Source organism: Exiguobacterium sp. ZWU0009 (assembly GCF_000798935.2).
Taxonomy (GTDB): Bacteria; Bacillota; Bacilli; order Exiguobacteriales; family Exiguobacteriaceae; genus Exiguobacterium_A; species Exiguobacterium_A acetylicum.
The window spans coordinates 1,895,878-1,913,973 of sequence record NZ_CP018057.1 but is presented as its reverse complement, the minus strand read 5'-3'; the positions used below and the strand labels follow the sequence as shown (position 1 = coordinate 1,913,973).

General features: G+C 45.1%; 18 protein-coding genes. 10 read left to right on the top strand and 8 right to left on the bottom strand.

Going from position 1 to position 18,096, the window contains the following annotated elements; translation table 11 throughout:
- The first annotated feature begins 49 nt into the window (after nucleotides 1-49).
- The 4 genes from L985_RS10130 to L985_RS10115 all read left to right on the top strand — a co-directional run bounded on the left by L985_RS10130 (nucleotide 50) and on the right by L985_RS10115 (nucleotide 4,204).
- Entirely contained in the window at nucleotides 50-1,393 is a 1,344-nt protein-coding gene (locus tag L985_RS10130) for a sodium-dependent transporter (protein ID WP_029341972.1), read from the top strand.
- Nucleotides 1,394-1,649: 256 nt separating this feature from the next.
- Nucleotides 1,650-2,393 (top strand): 5-bromo-4-chloroindolyl phosphate hydrolysis family protein, encoded by a 744-nt coding sequence (locus tag L985_RS10125; protein WP_029341971.1) that lies wholly within the window; start codon nucleotides 1,650-1,652, stop codon nucleotides 2,391-2,393.
- Complete coding sequence (locus L985_RS10120; protein WP_047393927.1) at nucleotides 2,380-3,588, top strand: toxic anion resistance protein; 1,209 nt, start codon at nucleotides 2,380-2,382, stop codon at nucleotides 3,586-3,588. The genes L985_RS10125 and L985_RS10120 overlap by 14 nt, the downstream gene beginning before the upstream one ends.
- 49 nt (nucleotides 3,589-3,637) lie before the next feature.
- Nucleotides 3,638-4,204, top strand: coding sequence for a deoxycytidylate deaminase (locus L985_RS10115; RefSeq protein WP_029341969.1), 567 nt, complete (start codon nucleotides 3,638-3,640; stop codon nucleotides 4,202-4,204).
- A gap of 270 nt (nucleotides 4,205-4,474) precedes the next feature.
- Here L985_RS10115 and L985_RS10110 read toward each other — a convergent pair whose 3' ends face one another.
- A complete protein-coding gene (locus L985_RS10110) occupies nucleotides 4,475-4,960 on the bottom strand; it encodes a hypothetical protein (RefSeq protein WP_029341968.1) in 486 nt (161 codons plus the stop codon).
- A gap of 140 nt (nucleotides 4,961-5,100) precedes the next feature.
- Here L985_RS10110 and L985_RS10105 point away from each other — a divergent pair, with 140 nt between their 5' ends.
- From L985_RS10105 to L985_RS10095, 3 genes are read left to right on the top strand one after another with little or no spacing between them, the layout of a single operon-like run.
- Nucleotides 5,101-6,291, top strand: coding sequence for an HD domain-containing protein (locus L985_RS10105; protein WP_051656283.1), 1,191 nt, complete (start codon nucleotides 5,101-5,103; stop codon nucleotides 6,289-6,291).
- Between the two features lie 11 nt (nucleotides 6,292-6,302).
- Nucleotides 6,303-7,262 carry a CobW family GTP-binding protein gene (locus L985_RS10100; RefSeq protein ID WP_047393931.1) on the top strand — a complete coding sequence of 320 codons (960 nt, stop codon included), beginning with the start codon at nucleotides 6,303-6,305 and terminating at the stop codon, nucleotides 7,260-7,262.
- On the top strand, nucleotides 7,255-7,656 hold the full coding sequence (locus L985_RS10095) for a reverse transcriptase-like protein (protein WP_029341965.1): 402 nt from the start codon (nucleotides 7,255-7,257) through the stop codon (nucleotides 7,654-7,656). The genes L985_RS10100 and L985_RS10095 overlap by 8 nt, the downstream gene beginning before the upstream one ends.
- A gap of 62 nt (nucleotides 7,657-7,718) precedes the next feature.
- Here L985_RS10095 and L985_RS17275 read toward each other — a convergent pair whose 3' ends face one another.
- The 3 genes from L985_RS17275 to L985_RS10080 are packed head-to-tail and all read right to left on the bottom strand — an operon-like array spanning nucleotide 7,719 to nucleotide 10,428.
- Nucleotides 7,719-8,573, bottom strand: a complete 855-nt coding sequence (locus L985_RS17275; protein ID WP_419718458.1) for an IS3 family transposase — start codon at nucleotides 8,571-8,573, stop codon at nucleotides 7,719-7,721.
- On the bottom strand, nucleotides 8,558-9,067 hold the full coding sequence (locus L985_RS17270) for a helix-turn-helix domain-containing protein (RefSeq protein ID WP_071908816.1): 510 nt from the start codon (nucleotides 9,065-9,067) through the stop codon (nucleotides 8,558-8,560). Before L985_RS17270 ends, L985_RS17275 begins: the two co-directional genes overlap by 16 nt.
- 56 nt (nucleotides 9,068-9,123) lie before the next feature.
- Nucleotides 9,124-10,428: a hemolysin family protein gene (locus L985_RS10080; protein WP_047395515.1), complete on the bottom strand. Its 1,305-nt coding sequence runs from the start codon at nucleotides 10,426-10,428 to the stop codon at nucleotides 9,124-9,126.
- A 116-nt stretch (nucleotides 10,429-10,544) separates the two neighbouring features.
- On the opposite strand from L985_RS10080, the gene fumC reads away from it, so the two are divergent.
- Nucleotides 10,545-11,939 (top strand): class II fumarate hydratase, encoded by a 1,395-nt coding sequence (gene fumC / locus L985_RS10075; protein WP_029341963.1) that lies wholly within the window; start codon nucleotides 10,545-10,547, stop codon nucleotides 11,937-11,939.
- Between the two features lie 80 nt (nucleotides 11,940-12,019).
- Nucleotides 12,020-13,537 (top strand): GGDEF domain-containing response regulator, encoded by a 1,518-nt coding sequence (locus tag L985_RS10070; protein WP_047395518.1) that lies wholly within the window; start codon nucleotides 12,020-12,022, stop codon nucleotides 13,535-13,537.
- A gap of 50 nt (nucleotides 13,538-13,587) precedes the next feature.
- Here the strand turns inward: L985_RS10070 and L985_RS10065 are convergent, their stop codons facing one another.
- From L985_RS10065 to L985_RS10055, 3 genes are read right to left on the bottom strand one after another with little or no spacing between them, the layout of a single operon-like run.
- Nucleotides 13,588-14,064, bottom strand: a complete 477-nt coding sequence (locus L985_RS10065; RefSeq protein ID WP_029341961.1) for a dihydrofolate reductase — start codon at nucleotides 14,062-14,064, stop codon at nucleotides 13,588-13,590.
- Complete coding sequence (locus L985_RS10060; RefSeq protein ID WP_029341960.1) at nucleotides 14,061-14,855, bottom strand: thymidylate synthase; 795 nt, start codon at nucleotides 14,853-14,855, stop codon at nucleotides 14,061-14,063. Before L985_RS10060 ends, L985_RS10065 begins: the two co-directional genes overlap by 4 nt.
- 48 nt (nucleotides 14,856-14,903) lie before the next feature.
- Nucleotides 14,904-15,521, bottom strand: coding sequence for a hypothetical protein (locus tag L985_RS10055; protein WP_047395521.1), 618 nt, complete (start codon nucleotides 15,519-15,521; stop codon nucleotides 14,904-14,906).
- Between the two features lie 225 nt (nucleotides 15,522-15,746).
- Between L985_RS10055 and L985_RS10050 the strand changes: the two genes are divergently transcribed.
- The gene (locus L985_RS10050; RefSeq protein WP_047395524.1) at nucleotides 15,747-17,417 is read left to right on the top strand and encodes a glycoside hydrolase family 13 protein; all 1,671 of its coding nucleotides are present in this window, start codon (nucleotides 15,747-15,749) and stop codon (nucleotides 17,415-17,417) included.
- Between the two features lie 263 nt (nucleotides 17,418-17,680).
- On the opposite strand, the gene L985_RS10045 is transcribed toward L985_RS10050, so the two are convergent.
- Nucleotides 17,681-18,037: a PilZ domain-containing protein gene (locus L985_RS10045; protein ID WP_029341957.1), complete on the bottom strand. Its 357-nt coding sequence runs from the start codon at nucleotides 18,035-18,037 to the stop codon at nucleotides 17,681-17,683.
- Between the last annotated feature and the right edge of the window lie 59 nt (nucleotides 18,038-18,096).

Genomic DNA, 18,096 nt, shown 5'->3' with positions numbered 1-18,096 from the left:
GATTCTTTCTGTACAATGAAAAAGTATTTTGAAAAGGAGGTGGAGCACCATGAAAGGAAACGCATGGGCTTCAAAAGTTGGATTTATTTTAGCAGCAGCGGGATCCGCCATTGGTCTGGGGGCCATTTGGAAATTTCCGTACACGACTGGAACGAACGGAGGAGGCGCGTTTTTACTCTTATTCCTCGTGTTTACCTTACTGCTGGGACTGCCTGTCTTGATTGCCGAATTTTTAATCGGTCGAACGAGCGGGAAAACAGCACTTCGAGCATTCTCGGAGCTTGGCCATAAGAAGTTCACGTTCATTGGTGTCCTTGGTGTCATCGCATGTTTCTTGTTGCTCTCTTTCTACAGCGTCATTGGTGGATGGGTATTGATTTATACCATTCTAGGGTTTACTGGTCGTTTAACGACGATGGACAGTGGTGCGCTTGGTGAACTGTTCGGCACGATTTCTGCCTCACCGCTCTATGTCATTTCAGGACAATTGATTTTCCTCGCATTGACGTGTTGGATCGTCTTACGCGGAGTTCAATCTGGTATTGAAAAAATGAGTAAAATCATGATGCCTTTATTATTTGTTTGTTTCATTGTTCTTGTTGTCCGTTCTTTGACACTCGATGGTGCAATGGAAGGTGTTAAATTCTTCATACAGCCTGATTTCTCGGTCCTGAATCGAACATCAGTGCTCAGTGCACTCGGTCAAGCGTTCTTCTCACTATCGCTCGGTGTATCAGCGATGCTGACATACGCTTCCTATATGAAGGAACGTGGAGAGATTAATCGTTCTGCAGCTTGGATCGTTACAATGAATGTCGCTGTCTCGTTACTCGCAGGATTTGCGATTTTCCCAGCAGTATTTGCTTCAGGTCTTGATCCAGCAGAAGGACCAGCGTTACTCTTTATCGTCTTACCAACAGTCTTCAGCCAAATTCAGTTTGGTTCAGTCTTCTTGACGTTGTTTTTCCTTTTATTCGCTTTCGCATCGATCACGTCATCGATCGCGATGCTTGAAGTCGTTGTTGCTTCCTTAACGGATCGTAAAGAAAACGCGACGATGCGTGATAAAAAACGGACGACATGGCTTGCGACACTAGCGATTGCAATCGTCGGGATTCCGTCCGCGCTTTCGTTCGGAATCTTAGGTGATGCACAGCTCATGGGAAAAACGTTCTTTGATAGCGTTGATTTCCTAGTCTCGAATATTTTAATGCCAATCGGTGCATTATTAATTTCGATTTTTGCTGGCTTTAAGTTAGACCGTGCACTTGTCGAACAAGAATTGGTGACTAGCCCAATGATGAAAAAAATGGTTCCAATCTGGCGACTGAGTGTATGTTACCTAAGTCCAATCGCGATTCTCATTATTCTTGTCTGGCCATTGTTCGGATAACAAATCAAGTATTTTCCATAAGGTAGTCGATCAATACGGTCGACTACCTTATTTGTTGTGAGGTGATACCAAGAAGGAAAGTAAGAACAGTTCATTCTTCGGTCGGATGTCATTCGTTAAAAAGTATGGTGAAATATGAATACATGAGGCGTAACATTTCGCAAAAACGGGAAACTTTTTGTTAGACCATACGTAATGTTAAAATAAAGACACGTAAACCTGATAGAAGAATCAGCACGAAGGAAGAGGGGATGACATGAAGTCTTCATGGTGGATATTTGGTTCCATCGGTATGATGTTCGTATTTCTACAATTAGCCGATACGTTCAACTTCTCGGGAATCTTCATCGCTCTTGGTTTGTGGTTCATTTGGAGCGGTTACCGGACAAAACCAGGTCGACGATATCGGACAGAACGGAAGTCGACTGAAATCAAGCGGAAAAATGTGAAAAAGAAATTACTTCTTGACGATGAAGAGGAATTCGTCGGAAGTGTCATTTTAAAACCAGAACGGGCGACACGCCGTTTTGAAGAGACGGATGATTTGGAGCTTCAAGTATTGCAGCGGACAATCGAAGAAGGATTTGCGAAAATCCAGACGTACGATCAAATCGTTCCGTCCATTCGAGATAGCGAAATTAGAAGCGAGATGCGAATCGTCTCTCGTGAAGCGCATGTATTGTTCGAGGAATTATATGAAAGTCCACGCGACGTCAAAAAAGTTCGGGACTTCTTTACATTCTACTTGGATTCCTTATTGTCGATTTCAGAAAAATATGCCGATTTGGAACGCCGTGGTGCCCAAGTTCAATTGGATACGAAAAATCAATTGATTTCGAACTTAAAGATGATCGGTCAAAAGCTGAAACAGCAACAAACCTTGTTGCTTGAAGGAGACACCGTTGATTTAGAACGGGAACTTTTGACGATTGAAAAGGTACTGGCGCAAGAGACTGAACAACGAAAACAGGAGGAGAGTTACCGACATGACCCATTCTGATAAAGATACATGGCAACAATGGCCTGATGAGCAAGAGCAACCGACGATTTCTGATCCATCGGTCGATCTGAATGAAGCAGAGACACCACCTAAAATGTCGGCACGTCCGGTCGAAGAGATGATTCCTTCAGATGTTCCGTCAGAACAACGACAAAAGATCGAACGTCTACTACAGGTGATTGATCTTCAAAAAACGGATGCCGTCATGCAATTTGGCGCGCCTGTTCAACGTGAGTTATCCCAATTCTCTGATCAAGTCTTAAGTGAAGTGAAGATGAAGGATGGCGGCGAAGCGGGAAAATTGTTGAGTGATTTAATGCAACGTGTCCGCCAAATGGATCCAGACACGCTCCAAGAAAAAAAGAGTTTCTGGTCGAACGTACCGGTCATTGGTCGGGCGAAGAAAAAAGCGGAAACGTACTTCTTGCAATACGAGAAAATGAGTGCGTATCTGGAAGAAGTCGTACACAATCTTGATCGATCGAAATTTGGTTTAATGAAGGATATTACGCTACTTGATCAAATGTATCAAAAGAACAAGCGTTATTTCGAAGAATTGAACGTCTATATTGCAGCCGGCGAAACGAAAATTGCTCACGTTCGTCAACATGAAATCGAACCGTTACGAACAGAAGTCGAGGTATCGCGGGATCAAACGAAGTTACAGGAATTAAATGACTTGATTCAATTGACGGATCGTTTTGAAAAGAAAATCCATGATTTAAAATTATCTCGAACGATTAGCTTGCAGATGGCACCGCAAATTCGTGTCATTCAACAAAACAACCAAATTCTAGCGGAAAAAATTGAATCAGCCGTCGTCAATACGATTCCACTTTGGAAGAACCAAGTTGTCCTATCTTTGAGTCTGTCGCGTCAAAAGGCAGCGCTTGAAATGCAGAAGGATGTCACCAATACGACGAACCAGTTACTTGAGCAAAATTCGAAGCTGTTGAAGGAATCGTCAATTGAAATTGCGGAAGAAAACGAAAAAGGTATCGTATCTGTTGAATCGTTAAAGGTTGCACATCAAAACTTGATTGAGACACTCGATGAAACATTACGCATCCAACAAGAAGGAAAACAAAAGCGTCGTGATGCGGAGCATGAGTTAGAACGAATGGAAAACGAACTGAAACAAAAAGTCATCGAAGTCGCTTCAAAAAGCAGAGAATTACCGAATCGACCATACTAAGGAACACGATTTTTCGTGTTCCTTTCCTTCATGAAAGGAAGGATTAGGAATGAAAAGTGAAGAGAAACAGCTGCAATGGGATACGACATGGTTATTATTCGCACGGATGATGGCAGATCGTCATTCTAAATGTGCCTCGAAATCTGTTGCCTGTGTCATCGTCAAAGATGAAAAGCCGATTTCGATCGGAATAAACGGAACACCTAGTCAGCATGTGAATTGCAACGAAATTTACTTAAAGCAAGAGGGTATTCTCTATACATCACGACCTGACCACCCGGTGGTTGAAGAATCGATTGAACGAAACGGGATTCTTTTTTATCGGTGCGAAAATCAAGAAGAACACCATGAATGGTCGAAACAACACGAGATTCATGCTGAAATCAACGCGCTCGGTAAGCTGGCAGCCGATTCGACGAGTGCGCGTCATGCGACCGCTTATGTCACCCATAGTCCGTGTCATGCATGTAGTTTGGCGCTGATTGCCTCTAAAATCGATCGGGTCGTCTATTCGACAGGTTATGAATACGGGGACGGGTTGAACCTGATGAGGCAGAGTGGGATCGAAGTCATTCACTTGCCACTCGCAAACGAATATTTTCTTGAAAAAATTTAACGGAAAAGGGTTGTAAACGCTTCCATTGCATTGTATGATGAAATCAAGCATTGCCATGGTAATTATTCACTCTTCCATTCGGACTGATTTTCAATCGAAAATCGGTCCACTTTTTTTTAGAAAAGAATTGACAGGAATTGAATAGTTTGTCATGATGACTATAGAATATGACGAAGCGGAACGCCGCATTTTCATACAAAACCAATCAAGGAGCTGGAATGCCAGGTCGTTGAATGAAAAAATCCTGACTCACATGAGTCAGGATTTTTTTTATGGATGAACAAGTGTCGCTTCCTTGAAGCGTTTAGCACGGATTGCGCATTTCGTGGCGACCGCACCTGAAAGAATCGTCATGAATCGCTGACAAAGGATGTCTGGTTGCGATTGATGTAAAAACAGTTGATGCAATAGTCGATTAAAGGCAGCGTCTAGCGAGGACAAGTGTCGTTTGATTGCAGTGGGAGACATATCTTGAATTTCTTCTGCTTGATAGCCCGCATCACTTTGGAAGGCAGAGAGAATGAGAAGCTCTGTTTGCGCATCAGCCAACGTTAGCCCTTGTTCTTGGACATGCTGACAGGCCTCACGCAATTCATGAATCAACAATTGTTCCAAAGCATACGACGTATGCATTTGATATGGATCGTACAACTGAACAGCTTGCCGAATTTGATCGCGTGTCACGATTTCGGATACCGTCCATTGATCGAGTGTGCCAACAGCTTCACTGTATAGTTGAGTAAGTGGTCGAATCATCGTTTCTCCTCCTTAAGCATAAAATGGACTTCCAATTTCATCATAATTCATTTAGAAAACGCTTACAATATCTGCTTAATAGTAGTCGTGATGAAATCGTGTCTGCTATGATATGAATGAAGAAAAAGGAGTGAGATGACGTGATTCAATTATTTAAGGCACTTCCAGAAGTGACGATGCCTCCTTATGAAAATGTTGATTTTTCCATTAATCAGTCGAATCAACCGATTGGATTTTCGATTGATACATGTGCTCCCGGTGAACGAGTGGAAGAGGTCCTACTTGTTGCCTCTGGTGAAATCCGTACTGGTCAAACCGGACGAGAATGGTTACAATTCACGTTCAATTCGCCCGCTGGATCTTGTAAGGGAAAACAATGGATCAATCAAGGAACGGCAGAAGAAGCACTTCGTCCCTATCTCGAAACACGAATCGTTCGGGTCGAGGCAAAGGTAGAGGAATATCCGCCGCAATCCGGAAACAAATCATTGACCGTTCAGCGTGTCACTCCGATTCATGATGCCTCACCGACGCAGTTCTTGCCACAGTTACCTGCAGGTGAATCGCTTGAAACATACCGTGATCAGTTGCTTGGATTAGTCGGTCAGCTTGATTCTCCTCATCAAGAAATCGCGCTCTCGATTTTGCGACAGTACTGGGCAGATTTTTCGACACGACCGGCTGCTCTTTTTCATCACCATGCCTATATCGGTGGGTTGCTGAAACACACTGCTTGTATGATGACGATTGGTCGAGGAATTTGTGATAGTGAACAACCATACTTGACGCTACTCAAATGTATTCAAGAAGCAGAAGCCGATCATAAAAATGAACTATTCCAAGCAGCTGAACGAGAGATACGTCAATTTTCTTGGGATGATAGTTTTGATGCTCTCTATCAAGCGGCAAAAGGGATTGCACTGTTAGATCAACGTCCAAATCCGAACGAATTGTTACTCGGCATTTTATTGCATGACATCGGAAAGCTATGGGAGTATACACATGCAGGGGCTTCGGCAGATCGTTTTTCAAGACTGCTGCACGTAACAGAGGAAGAGGAAGAACTGGCGGGCATTGCGCTTGATCTGGACGGCGTGTTGATGGGGCATATGCCATATGGATGTTTTGTTCTCGAACAAACACTTCGAGAAGAAGATATCCGATTACCGCGTGCTGTTTATCACCGTCTCATGCATATGGTATTATCACACCATGGTAAACGCGAGTGGGGATCAAGTGTTACGCCGCAAACGACAGATGCTTGGTATCTCCATGCGATCGATCTACTCGATGCACGAAAAGAAAAATGGCGTCAGCAACAAGGACGCTAAGGAGTGAAATCATGCAAGACAAAATACGTACGACTGTCATTACTGGTTTTTTAGGTGCCGGTAAAACTACGCTACTCAATCATCTCGTTTCTCAACCGACAGAAAAGTTTGCGTTGCTCGTCAATGAAGTAGGTTCTGTTCATATTGATGAAGCATTGATTGAACGAAGTGACGAAGAGATGATCGAATTGACGAATGGCTGCATTTGTTGTTCGATTCGCGGTGATTTACGGGATGCGTTGCTACGGATCGCAAAACGCCGTCGAGATGGGGAGCTATCGTTTGATCGATTATTGATTGAGACGACAGGCGTCGCTGATCCAGGACCGATTCTACAGACATTCTATTTTGAGCCGGCTGTTGAACAGTCCTATCAGATTTCCAGTGTCGTCACAGTCATCGATGCATATCATTTAGAACGTCAACTGACGTTCCAAGAAAATGTGAAACAAATCGGTTTTGCTGATGTCCTTATCTTAAATAAGATGGATTTAGTTGATGTATCAGAGCGCGAAACGTTGACCGCTTTACTGCGCGAACGAAATCCTTCTGCAGCCATCATTGAAACGGAACAAGGTCAACTCGAATCAGATCGACTGTTTGAAACGTTCCATTTTCCAAAAGAAGAGCAAGTACGACTTAGTCAACAAACGGATCAGATTCATCAATCGGTTGAGGATTTCACGGCATTGACGATTGTCGAGGAACGACCGTTGAACCGGAATCGATTCGGAATGGTCCTACGTGAGGTGTTAGAGGCGTATGCGGAAGACCTCTATCGCTATAAAGGGATCATTCATTTTGCAGATACGGATCGAAAGGTCATTTTACAAGGTACTGGCATGATTTACGGAACAGCGATTAGAGAACCATTTAGCGAACAACCAAAGACGACGCTCGTCTTCATTGGGAAAGGTCTAGATGAACAAGCGATACGAAAAGGAATCGAGGCGGCAATTGAACATGGTTGAACTTTATTTTGACGGTACGGTCCGTCCTTCGAATGATGAAGCGGCGGTTGGAGTTTTTAGTAAAAATTCCGAGGGCGAAGTCACGGAAAAAATGTATCAAATTCAAGCAATCAATAATCATGAGGCAGAATTTATTGCTTTTTCGAAAGCTGTCGAGTGGGCGCACGAACTCATCGCACAAGGCGAGAGTGTCATTTCGTTTCGGACGGATTCAGAAGCAGTTGCACTCGCGGTCGAACGCGAATTCGTCAAGAATAAACGAACGCAGACGATCTTTGATCCTGCCTTTGCGCGTTATCAACTCTTACCACTCGCTTTTGTGAAGTGGATTCCACGGTCGGAGAATAAAGCAGATCGTGTCGCACGAGAGGCGTTACGATTATACGAAGCATGATTGACGACAAACACCCCTATCCTCATGAACTGAACCAAAAAAGTTAGACAATAAATAATTTGTCAGGCGACCTTGAGGACCTGAGTCCGGTATTCCACCGGGCTCAGGTTTTTTAGTCGTCTCTTGATACGACGATGGTTATAGTACTCGATGTAACGCTCGAGCTCACATTTGAAGTGGTCCATGTCATCGAACTCCTTGAGATACAGGAGCTCTGACTTGAGCACAGCGAAGAAGCTTTCGATGGCTGCGTTGTCGAGGCAGTTGCCCTTACGGGACATGCTTTGCGTAATGCCGTGCTCGTGAAGCGTACCGACGAACGCTCGATATTGATAATGCCACCCTTGGTCGGAATGCAGAATCGGTCGGGCTTTCCCGTCGAGCTTCCCGATTGCCTGATCCAACATTTCACCAACGAATTGATAGGTAGGGCGGTCCGATAGGGTATAAGCAATGATCTCACGATTTCCCAAGTCCATCATCGGCGAGAGGTAGAGTTTCTCCCCGAACAGGTGAAACTCAGTGACGTCAGTCACCCATTTCTGGTTCAGGCCGGTGGCCTTGAAGTCACGTTGGAGAAGATTCGGTGCGACCTTTCCGACCCGTCCTTTATAGGAGCGGTATCGCTTCATACGGACAAGACATTTTAGACCGAGCTCATTCATGAGACGGCGTACGGTCTTCGGATCGTGCCGGAAGCCTTGGCGTTCGAGAAGTGCGTGGATGCGACGATAGCCACATCGTCCCTCGTGTTCGTGGAAGAGAGTATGGATAGCTGTCTTCACCTCCGCATACTTGTCCTCGCCCGTCAGGCGCGTCCGCCAATAGTAATAGACGCTTCGTGCCATACCGAGCACGCGAAGGAGTCCCGGAACGGGATAGACTGACCGCAATTCGTCGATTACTTGTGCCTTGATCCGGTTCGTCGCGCATTCTCTTCTTGAACCAAGGCTTTCAATTTTTTTAACGCAGCGTTCTCCATCTCGAGATACTCGATCCGCTCTTTGAGCTTCTCGACTTCTGTCATCTCTTCAAATTCCTTCTTCTTGCGTCTCGCCATCGGGGCACGTCCTTTCGGTCTGGCGACCAGACCTGCGGTCCCTTCCCGTTCATACGTCGATCGCCATCTCGAGATCGTCCCTGGGGAAGAAATTCGGTACTTTACGGCCGCCTCTATATTGGACAGCCTGTTGGTCACCATGTCGTTTAATACCTCCAGTTTAAATGCCAGCGAGTGGCTTGTATAGGAAGGATCGAAGATCGTTTTCCCCCAACGCTCATAGAGACGCGACCACTCGCGGATCAGTTCACGTGCTATCCCGAATTCTATCGCTACACCTCGGTATCCGTCTCGTCCTGTCAGATAACGCTCAGCGACTTGGACTTTAAACGCCTTTGTATATTTGACCATAAAAAACACCCCATAAAAGTTGGATTTTTATGTCCAACTTTTATGGGGCAGTTCACTCACGGTAGGGGTGTTTGTTTATGTTCGATGCGCTCAATCAAAATTTGGTCGACGCGTCGTCCGTCTAAATCGACGACTTCAAACCGATACGGTCCAATTTCGACAGTACTCCCACGGGAGGGTACATCACCTAACGTATATAAAATTAAACCAGCAACCGTATGATAGGCGTTCAACTGTTCTCCAGGTAAGTCATCTGTATAACCGAGCGTTCGTTTCAAATCATCGATGTGCAATAATCCATCAGCGAGGAACGACCCATCTTTCCGCATGACGAGTTCCGGTTCTTCCTCGACGCTTGAAATCTCACCGACAAATGCTTCGAGAATATCAAATAAAGTAATCATACCGAGGAACCCCCCGTACTCGTCTAAAACGAAAGCAATTGATACAGTTTCCTTCCGCATCCGTTCGAGTAAAACGGTTGCTTTTAATTGACGGGGAACAATCAGCGGTGACTGAATCAGTCGTTCCAGTTCCTGGACAGGTCGTTCCGTTGATAGCACTTCTTTCGCATCAATGAAACCGACGAAGTGATCCAAGTCACCATGACCAACCGGTAAGTTTCGATGTCGCGCTTGCCGAAGCTCTTGTAAGATCGTGTCGGAGTCATCCGCTAAGTCAATCCATTCGGTAACGGTACGCGGCTCCATCAGTTCGTAAGCGTACAAATCATGAAAATCAAACACACGAGAGACTTGCTCCGCTTCAGACCGGTTGAAGGTTCCCTCTTGCGTACCACGAATCAGTAATTGCCGGACTTCGTCTTCCGTCTCGTCTTCTGTCTGTAGGCGATCCAAACCAATCAAACGGAAGATGGAACTCGTCGACTTACTTAGAACCCAAATGAATGGTCGAAGCACGATTGAGAAAAAACGCATCGGTGGGGCAAGCCACATCGTAACCCGTTCTGGACTGACAAGGGCGATACGCTTAGGAACAAGTTCACCGATGACAAGCGAAATATAGGTAATGATCGTTACGACGAGAATATAGCCAATTGTACTGGCATAAGGAGCCATCCATTCAAATTGAGCGAGCCAGTTGATGACAGGACCAGATAATGCGGCACCACCAAATGCACCATTGACGATTCCGATCAACGTGATGCCGACTTGTACGGTCGATAACAGATCGGTCGGGCGATCGAGTAACTCTAACGCGACATGGGCTGACTTCTTACCATTATTCGCTGCTTTTTCCAATTTCGAACGTTTTGAGGAAAGCAAAGCGAGTTCGGTCATCGCAAAAATGCCGTTTGCCAGAATCAATAACAAAACAATCATTAAATTTATCAACCACATAAAATCTTCACTCCTTTTTCGATAATAAACTATTCCCCAAAACTGTCTCCCTCATTCCCATTCCGCAAGCTTTCCGGTAAACTAGAAGAGAAGTAATCAAAAGGGGGAATTTGTTTATGGAATACCGTGTAGAACGTGACACGATGGGGGAAATTCGTGTACCAGAAGCGCAGGAATGGGGCGCACAAACACAACGTAGTCTAGAAAACTTTAAGATCGGAACGGAAAAAATGCCGATTGAAGTCATTCGTGCCTTTGCAGTCCTGAAAAAAGGAGCAGCACTTGCGAACCGTGACTTAGGCGTGCTTGAGGCAGAAAAAGCGGGTGTCATCGCTGAAGTATGTGACGAAATCATCGCGGGGAAATTCGATGATGAGTTTCCGCTTGTCGTTTGGCAAACGGGTTCAGGTACACAATCCAATATGAACGTCAACGAAGTGATCGCTCGGGTCGCGACACGCAAGTTAAAAGAACAAGGTAGTGAGACGACAATTCATCCGAATGATGACGTCAACAAATCACAAAGTTCAAATGATACATATCCGACAGCAATGCATTTAGCGGCAAAAACAGTCTTGCTGGAATCACTATTCCCAGCGATTGATGCTCTGCATGCGACACTTGACGAAAAAGCGAACGCGTTTGCGGATATCGTCAAAATTGGACGGACACACTTGCAAGATGCTACACCGATCACACTCGGTCAAGAAATCAGTGGTTGGGTCCGGATGCTTGCACTTTCGAAGCAAATGATCGAACGGACGCTTGATCCGTTAACGGAATTAGCAATCGGCGGTACGGCAGTCGGAACCGGCATCAACGCTCATCCTGAGTTCGGTGATTTGGCTGCGAAAAAGATGAGTGAAGAAACGGGATATGAATTCACAAGCGCGGAAAACAAATTCCATGCCTTAACGAGCCACGATCAACTCGTCTTCACACATGGAGCGGTCAAAGCGCTAGCGATGGACGCGATGAAGATCGCGAACGATGTCCGCTGGCTCGCATCAGGTCCACGAGCAGGAATCGGTGAAATCACGATTCCAGAAAATGAGCCGGGAAGCTCAATCATGCCGGGGAAAGTCAATCCGACTCAAAGTGAAGCGTTGACGATGGTCGCAGCGCAAGTTCTTGGAAACGATGCAACGATTGGTTTTGCTGCAAGTCAAGGGAATTTCGAACTAAACGTCTTTAAACCGGTCATCATGTATAACTTCATTCAATCCGTTCGTTTATTGACAGACGCCTTGCATTCGTTCAATGACCATTGTGCGATCGGAATCGAACCAGAACAGTCCGTCATCGCTGAAAACGTCGAACGTTCGTTGATGCTCGTCACTGCACTCAACCCGCACATCGGATATGAGAATGCGGCGAAAATTGCGAAAGCGGCGCATCAGTCAGGATCCACTCTAAAAGAAGCAGCACTTGCGACAGGTTTATTAACAGAAGAACAATATGATCAATGGATCGTACCAGCAGATATGGTCCGTCCGAACTTAAAAGCGTGAGTTGAAAAAGCGGGGGAATTCCCTCGCTTTCTCTTTATCCGAGGACGGTTCTTCGGATCTATAGAAAGAGAGGGGATTGGATGGAACGGAGTCGAAAACGGGCAGAAAAACAACTGCAACAAACGATTGTCATGGTAGAGACATTACTTCGAATGCCGAACGTACCACGGACAGAATTGCTAGCTTTAGCCAGCTGGCTCGAAGGACTCGGGAGAGAAGAGCTCTTTAAGGGACTCGCTGATCAAGTCAGCCGTGAAAAAGTGACGTGGGAACAAATGGACGCTGTCATTTCGCAGTCAAGCGTCAAAGAATTGCTGCAACCCATCGTCGATCAGTTGTCGGAACGCTCACGCGCCAATCGAATTCGAAAAGAATTGGTGGTCACTGTGACAAGACGTTTTCTTGAAAATATCAAATGGAAGAAATCGCTCGAACAGGAGCGCTATATGTCACGATTCTTCAGTTCGGTGGAAGACACGTTGTCGATATCACATGATATTGCGATGGATGCCGTCATCATCGACCATGCATCTATCGTGGATTCATTAGAGTTGTTTAAAAAACTGATCAAACAAATGGAGTCGGCATTCGTTCCCGTCATCATCGTAGGTCCGAACCGGTCTGAAATTCGTCAAGTCAGCTATGAGATGGGAGCCGATGACTACTGGGATGAAACAGTGCCGAATGAAGAACGGCATGTTCGTCTAGCGAGACTCTTACGAAAATTAAGGGTCGTATCTTCGACGATCTTGGTCGATGAATTGACGGGAGCTTATAATCGGAAATATCTCCAAAATGCTTTTGATCGTCGCGTAGCACGTCTCGAACGTGAACAGCGGACATTTGGGCTAGCGATTTTTGATATCGATCATTTTAAGCGGATCAATGATTTACATGGACATCCAACAGGGGATTTGGTCCTTTCCGAATTAGCTACCGTCGTTCAACAAGCTGCTCGTCTCGACGATGAATTCATTCGTTTTGGTGGTGAGGAATTCATCTTATTGTTTTCAGCAGAAACATTACCGCAAGCAGTTGCGAGTATGAATAAAATTCGCGAGCGCGTCGAGCGCCATATTTTTGCGAACGGATTAAGAGTAACGATTTCGATTGGTCTATCCTTTTCTTTTGATCTCCACACATCCCTGGCGCAAGCAACAGCGGAGGCAGATGAAGCTTTGTATCAAGCGAAACGTAACGGCCGTAATCAAGTGGTGTCCTATTCGACAGCGATATCCATCGAAAAAATACCGGTCTATATCCGTGTCGAGCAAGGATTGCTCAAACAGGTACATACTCTTGATATGCCGGATCATCCGAAATACCATATTGAGGTGATTCCGCTAGACGATCGACGGACGACGCAATTACAATTGGCGATTCTTTCACTTGATCAAGTAGTAAGAGAGAACTTTGTACGATTAGAAGAGTGGAGACAACAACGGGAATCGATCATTGATATTTTGGTCGTGACGGATCAAGAAGACGATCGTTTAGCCAATGCGCTATCATGCGGTGCGACAGACTATATCATGACCTCACAGATCGATTCTGATATGGAGGAATGGATTACTGAATGGATCATGCAAATTCCATAGAAAACCAGCCACATTCGTCCGTTACACGGAGCAATGTGGCTGGTTTTTGGTTACTGATCATATCGACGAATGATGAACGGATAATCGTTTCCCTCGACCGCATCATAATGTATTTCGGAAGTAATCTGAAATGAAGACGGGATTTCGGGATAATGTACATCTCCAGAAAGAACCGCATCAATTTCGGTGACATACAAGCGGCGAGCAAGAGGAAGCGTTTGAGCAAACAACTCTCCACCACCAATTAAAAAGACTTCTTCTTCTGAATCGACGTATGGTTGTAAAGCAGATAGATCATGCCATACCGTTACACCTTCGGCTGCAAACGTCTGATCGCGCGTAATGACGATGTTCTCTCGACCGGGCAACGGTCTTCCGATGGATTCGAACGTCTTTCGTCCCATGATGATCGGTTTGCCAATCGTCGTACGTTTGAAGTGAGCCAAATCAGCTGGAAGATGCCAAGGCATCGCATTGTCACGACCGATGACATGATTTTTTGTATACGCTACGATATGTGTGATCATACGGCTACCACACCTTTAATGTGAGGATCAGGATCATAGCCTTCAATGATGATGTCTTCGAAGCGGAAGTCTTCGATACGATCGACTGTTCGAGCAAAGCGCAGCGTCGGTAATTTTTTAGGGGTACGTGTCAACTGAAGATTGACTTGTTCCACATGGTTCGAATAGATATGAGCGTCACCGAGCGTATGAACGAAGTCTCCGACTTCAAGTCCACACACATGAGCAATCATATGTGTCAGTAACGCATAAGATGCAATATTGAATGGTACGCCTAAGAAAACATCAGCTGAACGTTGATACAATTGGCATGATAGTTTTCCGTCAGCGACATAAAATTGGAACAAGAGATGACAGGGCGGTAAAGCCATCTCATCGACTTGTCCAGGATTCCAAGCACTGACGATCAAACGACGAGAATCCGGATTCGTCTTGATCTGTTCAATGACTTGTGCCAGCTGATCAACCGTCGTGCCATCTGGACGTGGAAAAGAGCGCCATTGTGCTCCGTAAACAGGACCTAGATCTCCGTTCTCATCTGCCCATTCGTTCCAAATCCGCACACCATTTTCCTGTAGATAACGAATATTCGTATCACCCGAGATGAACCAAATCAACTCATGGATGATCGACTTCATATGTAACTTTTTCGTCGTAATGAGAGGAAAGCCATCTTGAAGGGAGAAGCGCATTTGGTGACCAAACACGCTGAGCGTTCCCGTTCCCGTCCGGTCTTCCTTTTTTGTTCCGTGTTCCAAAATGTGTTCGCAAAGTGCATGATATTGTTCCATCGGATGACAGCTCCTTTTCAAAAAATCCAAATTTCATTGTACCATAAATTAAGATTTTGAGGATGTCGGTAAATGTCTTGCGAATAGATAGCGGAATAAACCAAAGAGCGGAATCACGTCTTGCCACTTTAATGACTGTGCATTCCGAAGACGAATGCGCCGGAGCAAATAGACTTGTAGAATGTAGAATAATAACAAATCGACGGTCATCGTTCGAACGAATTGATTGGTCTCAAAGTAGATGCGGAATATACTCCAATCAGACCGAGCAAGAGCAATCCACAGCAATAATGTCGTCACGACGCTAAGTAAGGCGACGACGGTCGGAATCCATCCTCGACGACGAAAAGGAAGAAAAGTTTTCCTAGGAATAGCGAGAGCGACATAAGGCATCAACACGAAGGCACCTAAGAAGAAGGATCCAATACTTGCGACGAGCGGTCCGGGTCGCATGAATCGTTTCTCATCTAGAAATAGTAAAAAGAAAGCGAACGGATAAATACCGAGTAAGGCAAATAAACTTAAAGCAGAAGTATCAAATTGACTTTGGTCGAAACGTAAAAACGAAATCAAGAAACCTTCCGGAAAGACACGATTATTTCCAAATAATAAGATGAAGACAATAGCAATCGCCCAGACAAGGAAGAGCAAATATCGACGATACATTTATCCACACTCCTTTCTCATACCTTTCTTTCCCATCATCTTGGATGTAGTAAACACCTGTATTTCATATTTCATGATATCAAATATGTAGAGGTTCTTGCTTGAGCACCTCTCATGGACATGTTAAGATGACGTTGTGAGAATTGAAAGCGCTTTTACAAATTGATGCAATCGTTTGCTCAATATTGTAGCACGTTACGTACATAAAAGAGGAGAGTGTTGAGGATGGAACGTAAATGGTGGCATGATAGTGTCGTGTATCAAATTTACCCACGTAGTTACAATGATTCAAATGGGGATGGAATCGGTGACTTGAATGGGATCATCGAAAAGTTGGATTATTTGAAGACGCTTGGTATCGACGTCATCTGGCTAAGTCCTGTCTACGATTCACCGAACGACGATAATGGCTATGACATCCGTGATTATGAAGCCATCATGAAGGAATTCGGAACGATGGATGATTTTGATCGTCTTCTAGATGAGGCACATGCACGAGATATCAAAATCGTCATGGACCTCGTCATCAATCATTCGTCAGATGAACATCAGTGGTTCGCGGAATCGCGTCAAAGCAAGGACAATCCGTATCGGGATTATTACATGTGGCGCCCAGCAAATCCGGACGGTTCGCTACCTAACAACTGGGGATCGATTTTCTCTGGACCTGCCTGGGAATATGATGAAACAACGAATGAATACTATCTTCACTTATTCTCGAAGAAGCAGCCTGACTTGAACTGGGAAAATGAACAGATGCGTCACGATGTGTACGGGATGATTCGTCGGTGGTTGGATCGAGGGATTGACGGTTTCCGAATGGACGTCATCAACTTGATTTCGAAGACACCTGGACTACCAGATGCGACGGTCCATCCAGGAGCATTGTATGGAGATGGTGGAGAACATTATATCAATGGACCACGTGTTCATGAATTTTTACACGAAATGAATGAAGCCTCTTTCGGTAAATACGATGTCCTGACAGTCGGTGAGATGCCAGGAGCGACGACGGATGATGCCATTCTATATACAGATCCGGCACGTAAAGAGGTCAACATGGTCTTTACGTTCGAACATATGGATCTCGATTCAGGTCCGAATGGGAAGTGGGACGTCATTCCGTTTGATTTACTTAAACTCAAGCAAAATTTCACCAAGTGGCAGACGGCGTTACATGAGACGGGCTGGAACTCGCTCTATTGGAACAACCACGATCAACCCCGTGTCGTCAGTCGATTCGGTAATGACACGACGTACCGCGTCGAGTCAGCTAAGATGCTTGCTACATTGTTGCATTTGTTAAAAGGGACGCCATATATCTATCAAGGCGAGGAAATCGGCATGACGAACGTCGCTTTTGAAGACATCGCGGACTATGAAGATATCGAAATTCGAAACATGTGGAAAGAACGTACGGAACAAGGCGCATCACCGGCCGAACTGTTACGCTCGATTCATATTAAAGGACGTGACAACGCTCGAACTCCGATGCAGTGGGATGCGTCGGAGAACGCTGGTTTCTCGACGGGAACACCATGGTTGAAGGTCAATCCAAACTATCCGGAAATCAACGTCGAACAGGCGCTTGCAGATGAGCAGTCCATCTTTTATTACTATCAACAGTTGATTCGTCTACGACATGATCATGAACTCGTTGTGTATGGTCGCTATCAACTCTTACTCGAAGATCATCCGGAAGTATACGCCTACTCACGGACGCTTGAAGGGGAGACATGGTATGTTTACTGTTCGTTTGCGGATCATGATGTGAACATTCCGTCTACGCATGATACGTCAGACCGGGTCATCGGAAACTATGATGGGTCCGCTGTTACCGACGAACTCACGCTTCGACCTTACGAAGCCGTCGTCTTCCGTACGTTTGAAGGATGATTCATCTAGGCACAAAACAGAGGGCTGACTCAAAAAAAGAATGACGCGTCTTTTCACGCCCTTTCCTCAGGCGAGACACAAGCCGGTTTTCCTGCTTCATTCAAGCAGGAAAGCGGGTCTTGTTTGTCTTTGAAGCGCATAAATGCGCTTATTCCTGTAAGAGTTGCGTGTGACGCGTCATTTTTTTACGAGAAAAGGGTGGCAGATCATCATTCTGCCACCCTTTCCTTTGTAGAGACTGACTTTTGAGTCAGCTAAATAAATTATCGTTCCAATTGAGCAACTTGTTTAACCTGAGCGATGATCGTATCGCGATCAGTCGTTGACGGATTGAGGCGGATGCCATACAGTCTCTCGGGACCCACTGGCTTCTCATGCAATAACTGACCTTCGATGCATAAAGGTTCTTGACCCTCGATCAATGAGAACTCAACAACGATTTTCATTGATTTGTGAAGTGGAAGTTTTAGTTCTGTGCTGATTGCTAGTCCGTTCGGTGAGATATTATGAATTTTCATCAGTCCATTGGGAGTACGCTGGTTATTTTTCAATAAATGAAATTCACCTGTTATTGGTTTTTTCAGCGTATATCGAAATGGTTCATTCCGTTTGATTTTCATGTAGGCACCTCCACTCACATTATCCGACAATTTCGTCAAGTCTTCTAGTTTTTTTTAGG

What these genes read in the sequence shown, in the direction of transcription:
- L985_RS10130 (WP_029341972.1), top strand. Translation starts at nt 50, where the DNA reads ATGAAAGGAAACGCATGGGCTTCAAAAGTTGGATTTATTTTAGCAGCA.
- L985_RS10125 (WP_029341971.1), top strand. Translation starts at nt 1,650, where the DNA reads ATGAAGTCTTCATGGTGGATATTTGGTTCCATCGGTATGATGTTCGTA.
- L985_RS10120 (WP_047393927.1), top strand. Translation starts at nt 2,380, where the DNA reads ATGACCCATTCTGATAAAGATACATGGCAACAATGGCCTGATGAGCAA.
- L985_RS10115 (WP_029341969.1), top strand. Translation starts at nt 3,638, where the DNA reads ATGAAAAGTGAAGAGAAACAGCTGCAATGGGATACGACATGGTTATTA.
- L985_RS10110 (WP_029341968.1), bottom strand. Translation starts at nt 4,960, where the DNA reads ATGATTCGACCACTTACTCAACTATACAGTGAAGCTGTTGGCACACTC.
- L985_RS10100 (WP_047393931.1), top strand. Translation starts at nt 6,303, where the DNA reads ATGCAAGACAAAATACGTACGACTGTCATTACTGGTTTTTTAGGTGCC.
- L985_RS10095 (WP_029341965.1), top strand. Translation starts at nt 7,255, where the DNA reads ATGGTTGAACTTTATTTTGACGGTACGGTCCGTCCTTCGAATGATGAA.
- L985_RS17270 (WP_071908816.1), bottom strand. Translation starts at nt 9,067, where the DNA reads ATGGTCAAATATACAAAGGCGTTTAAAGTCCAAGTCGCTGAGCGTTAT.
- L985_RS10080 (WP_047395515.1), bottom strand. Translation starts at nt 10,428, where the DNA reads ATGTGGTTGATAAATTTAATGATTGTTTTGTTATTGATTCTGGCAAAC.
- fumC (WP_029341963.1), top strand. Translation starts at nt 10,545, where the DNA reads ATGGAATACCGTGTAGAACGTGACACGATGGGGGAAATTCGTGTACCA.
- L985_RS10070 (WP_047395518.1), top strand. Translation starts at nt 12,020, where the DNA reads ATGGAACGGAGTCGAAAACGGGCAGAAAAACAACTGCAACAAACGATT.
- L985_RS10065 (WP_029341961.1), bottom strand. Translation starts at nt 14,064, where the DNA reads ATGATCACACATATCGTAGCGTATACAAAAAATCATGTCATCGGTCGT.
- L985_RS10060 (WP_029341960.1), bottom strand. Translation starts at nt 14,855, where the DNA reads ATGGAACAATATCATGCACTTTGCGAACACATTTTGGAACACGGAACA.
- L985_RS10055 (WP_047395521.1), bottom strand. Translation starts at nt 15,521, where the DNA reads ATGTATCGTCGATATTTGCTCTTCCTTGTCTGGGCGATTGCTATTGTC.
- L985_RS10050 (WP_047395524.1), top strand. Translation starts at nt 15,747, where the DNA reads ATGGAACGTAAATGGTGGCATGATAGTGTCGTGTATCAAATTTACCCA.
- L985_RS10045 (WP_029341957.1), bottom strand. Translation starts at nt 18,037, where the DNA reads ATGAAAATCAAACGGAATGAACCATTTCGATATACGCTGAAAAAACCA.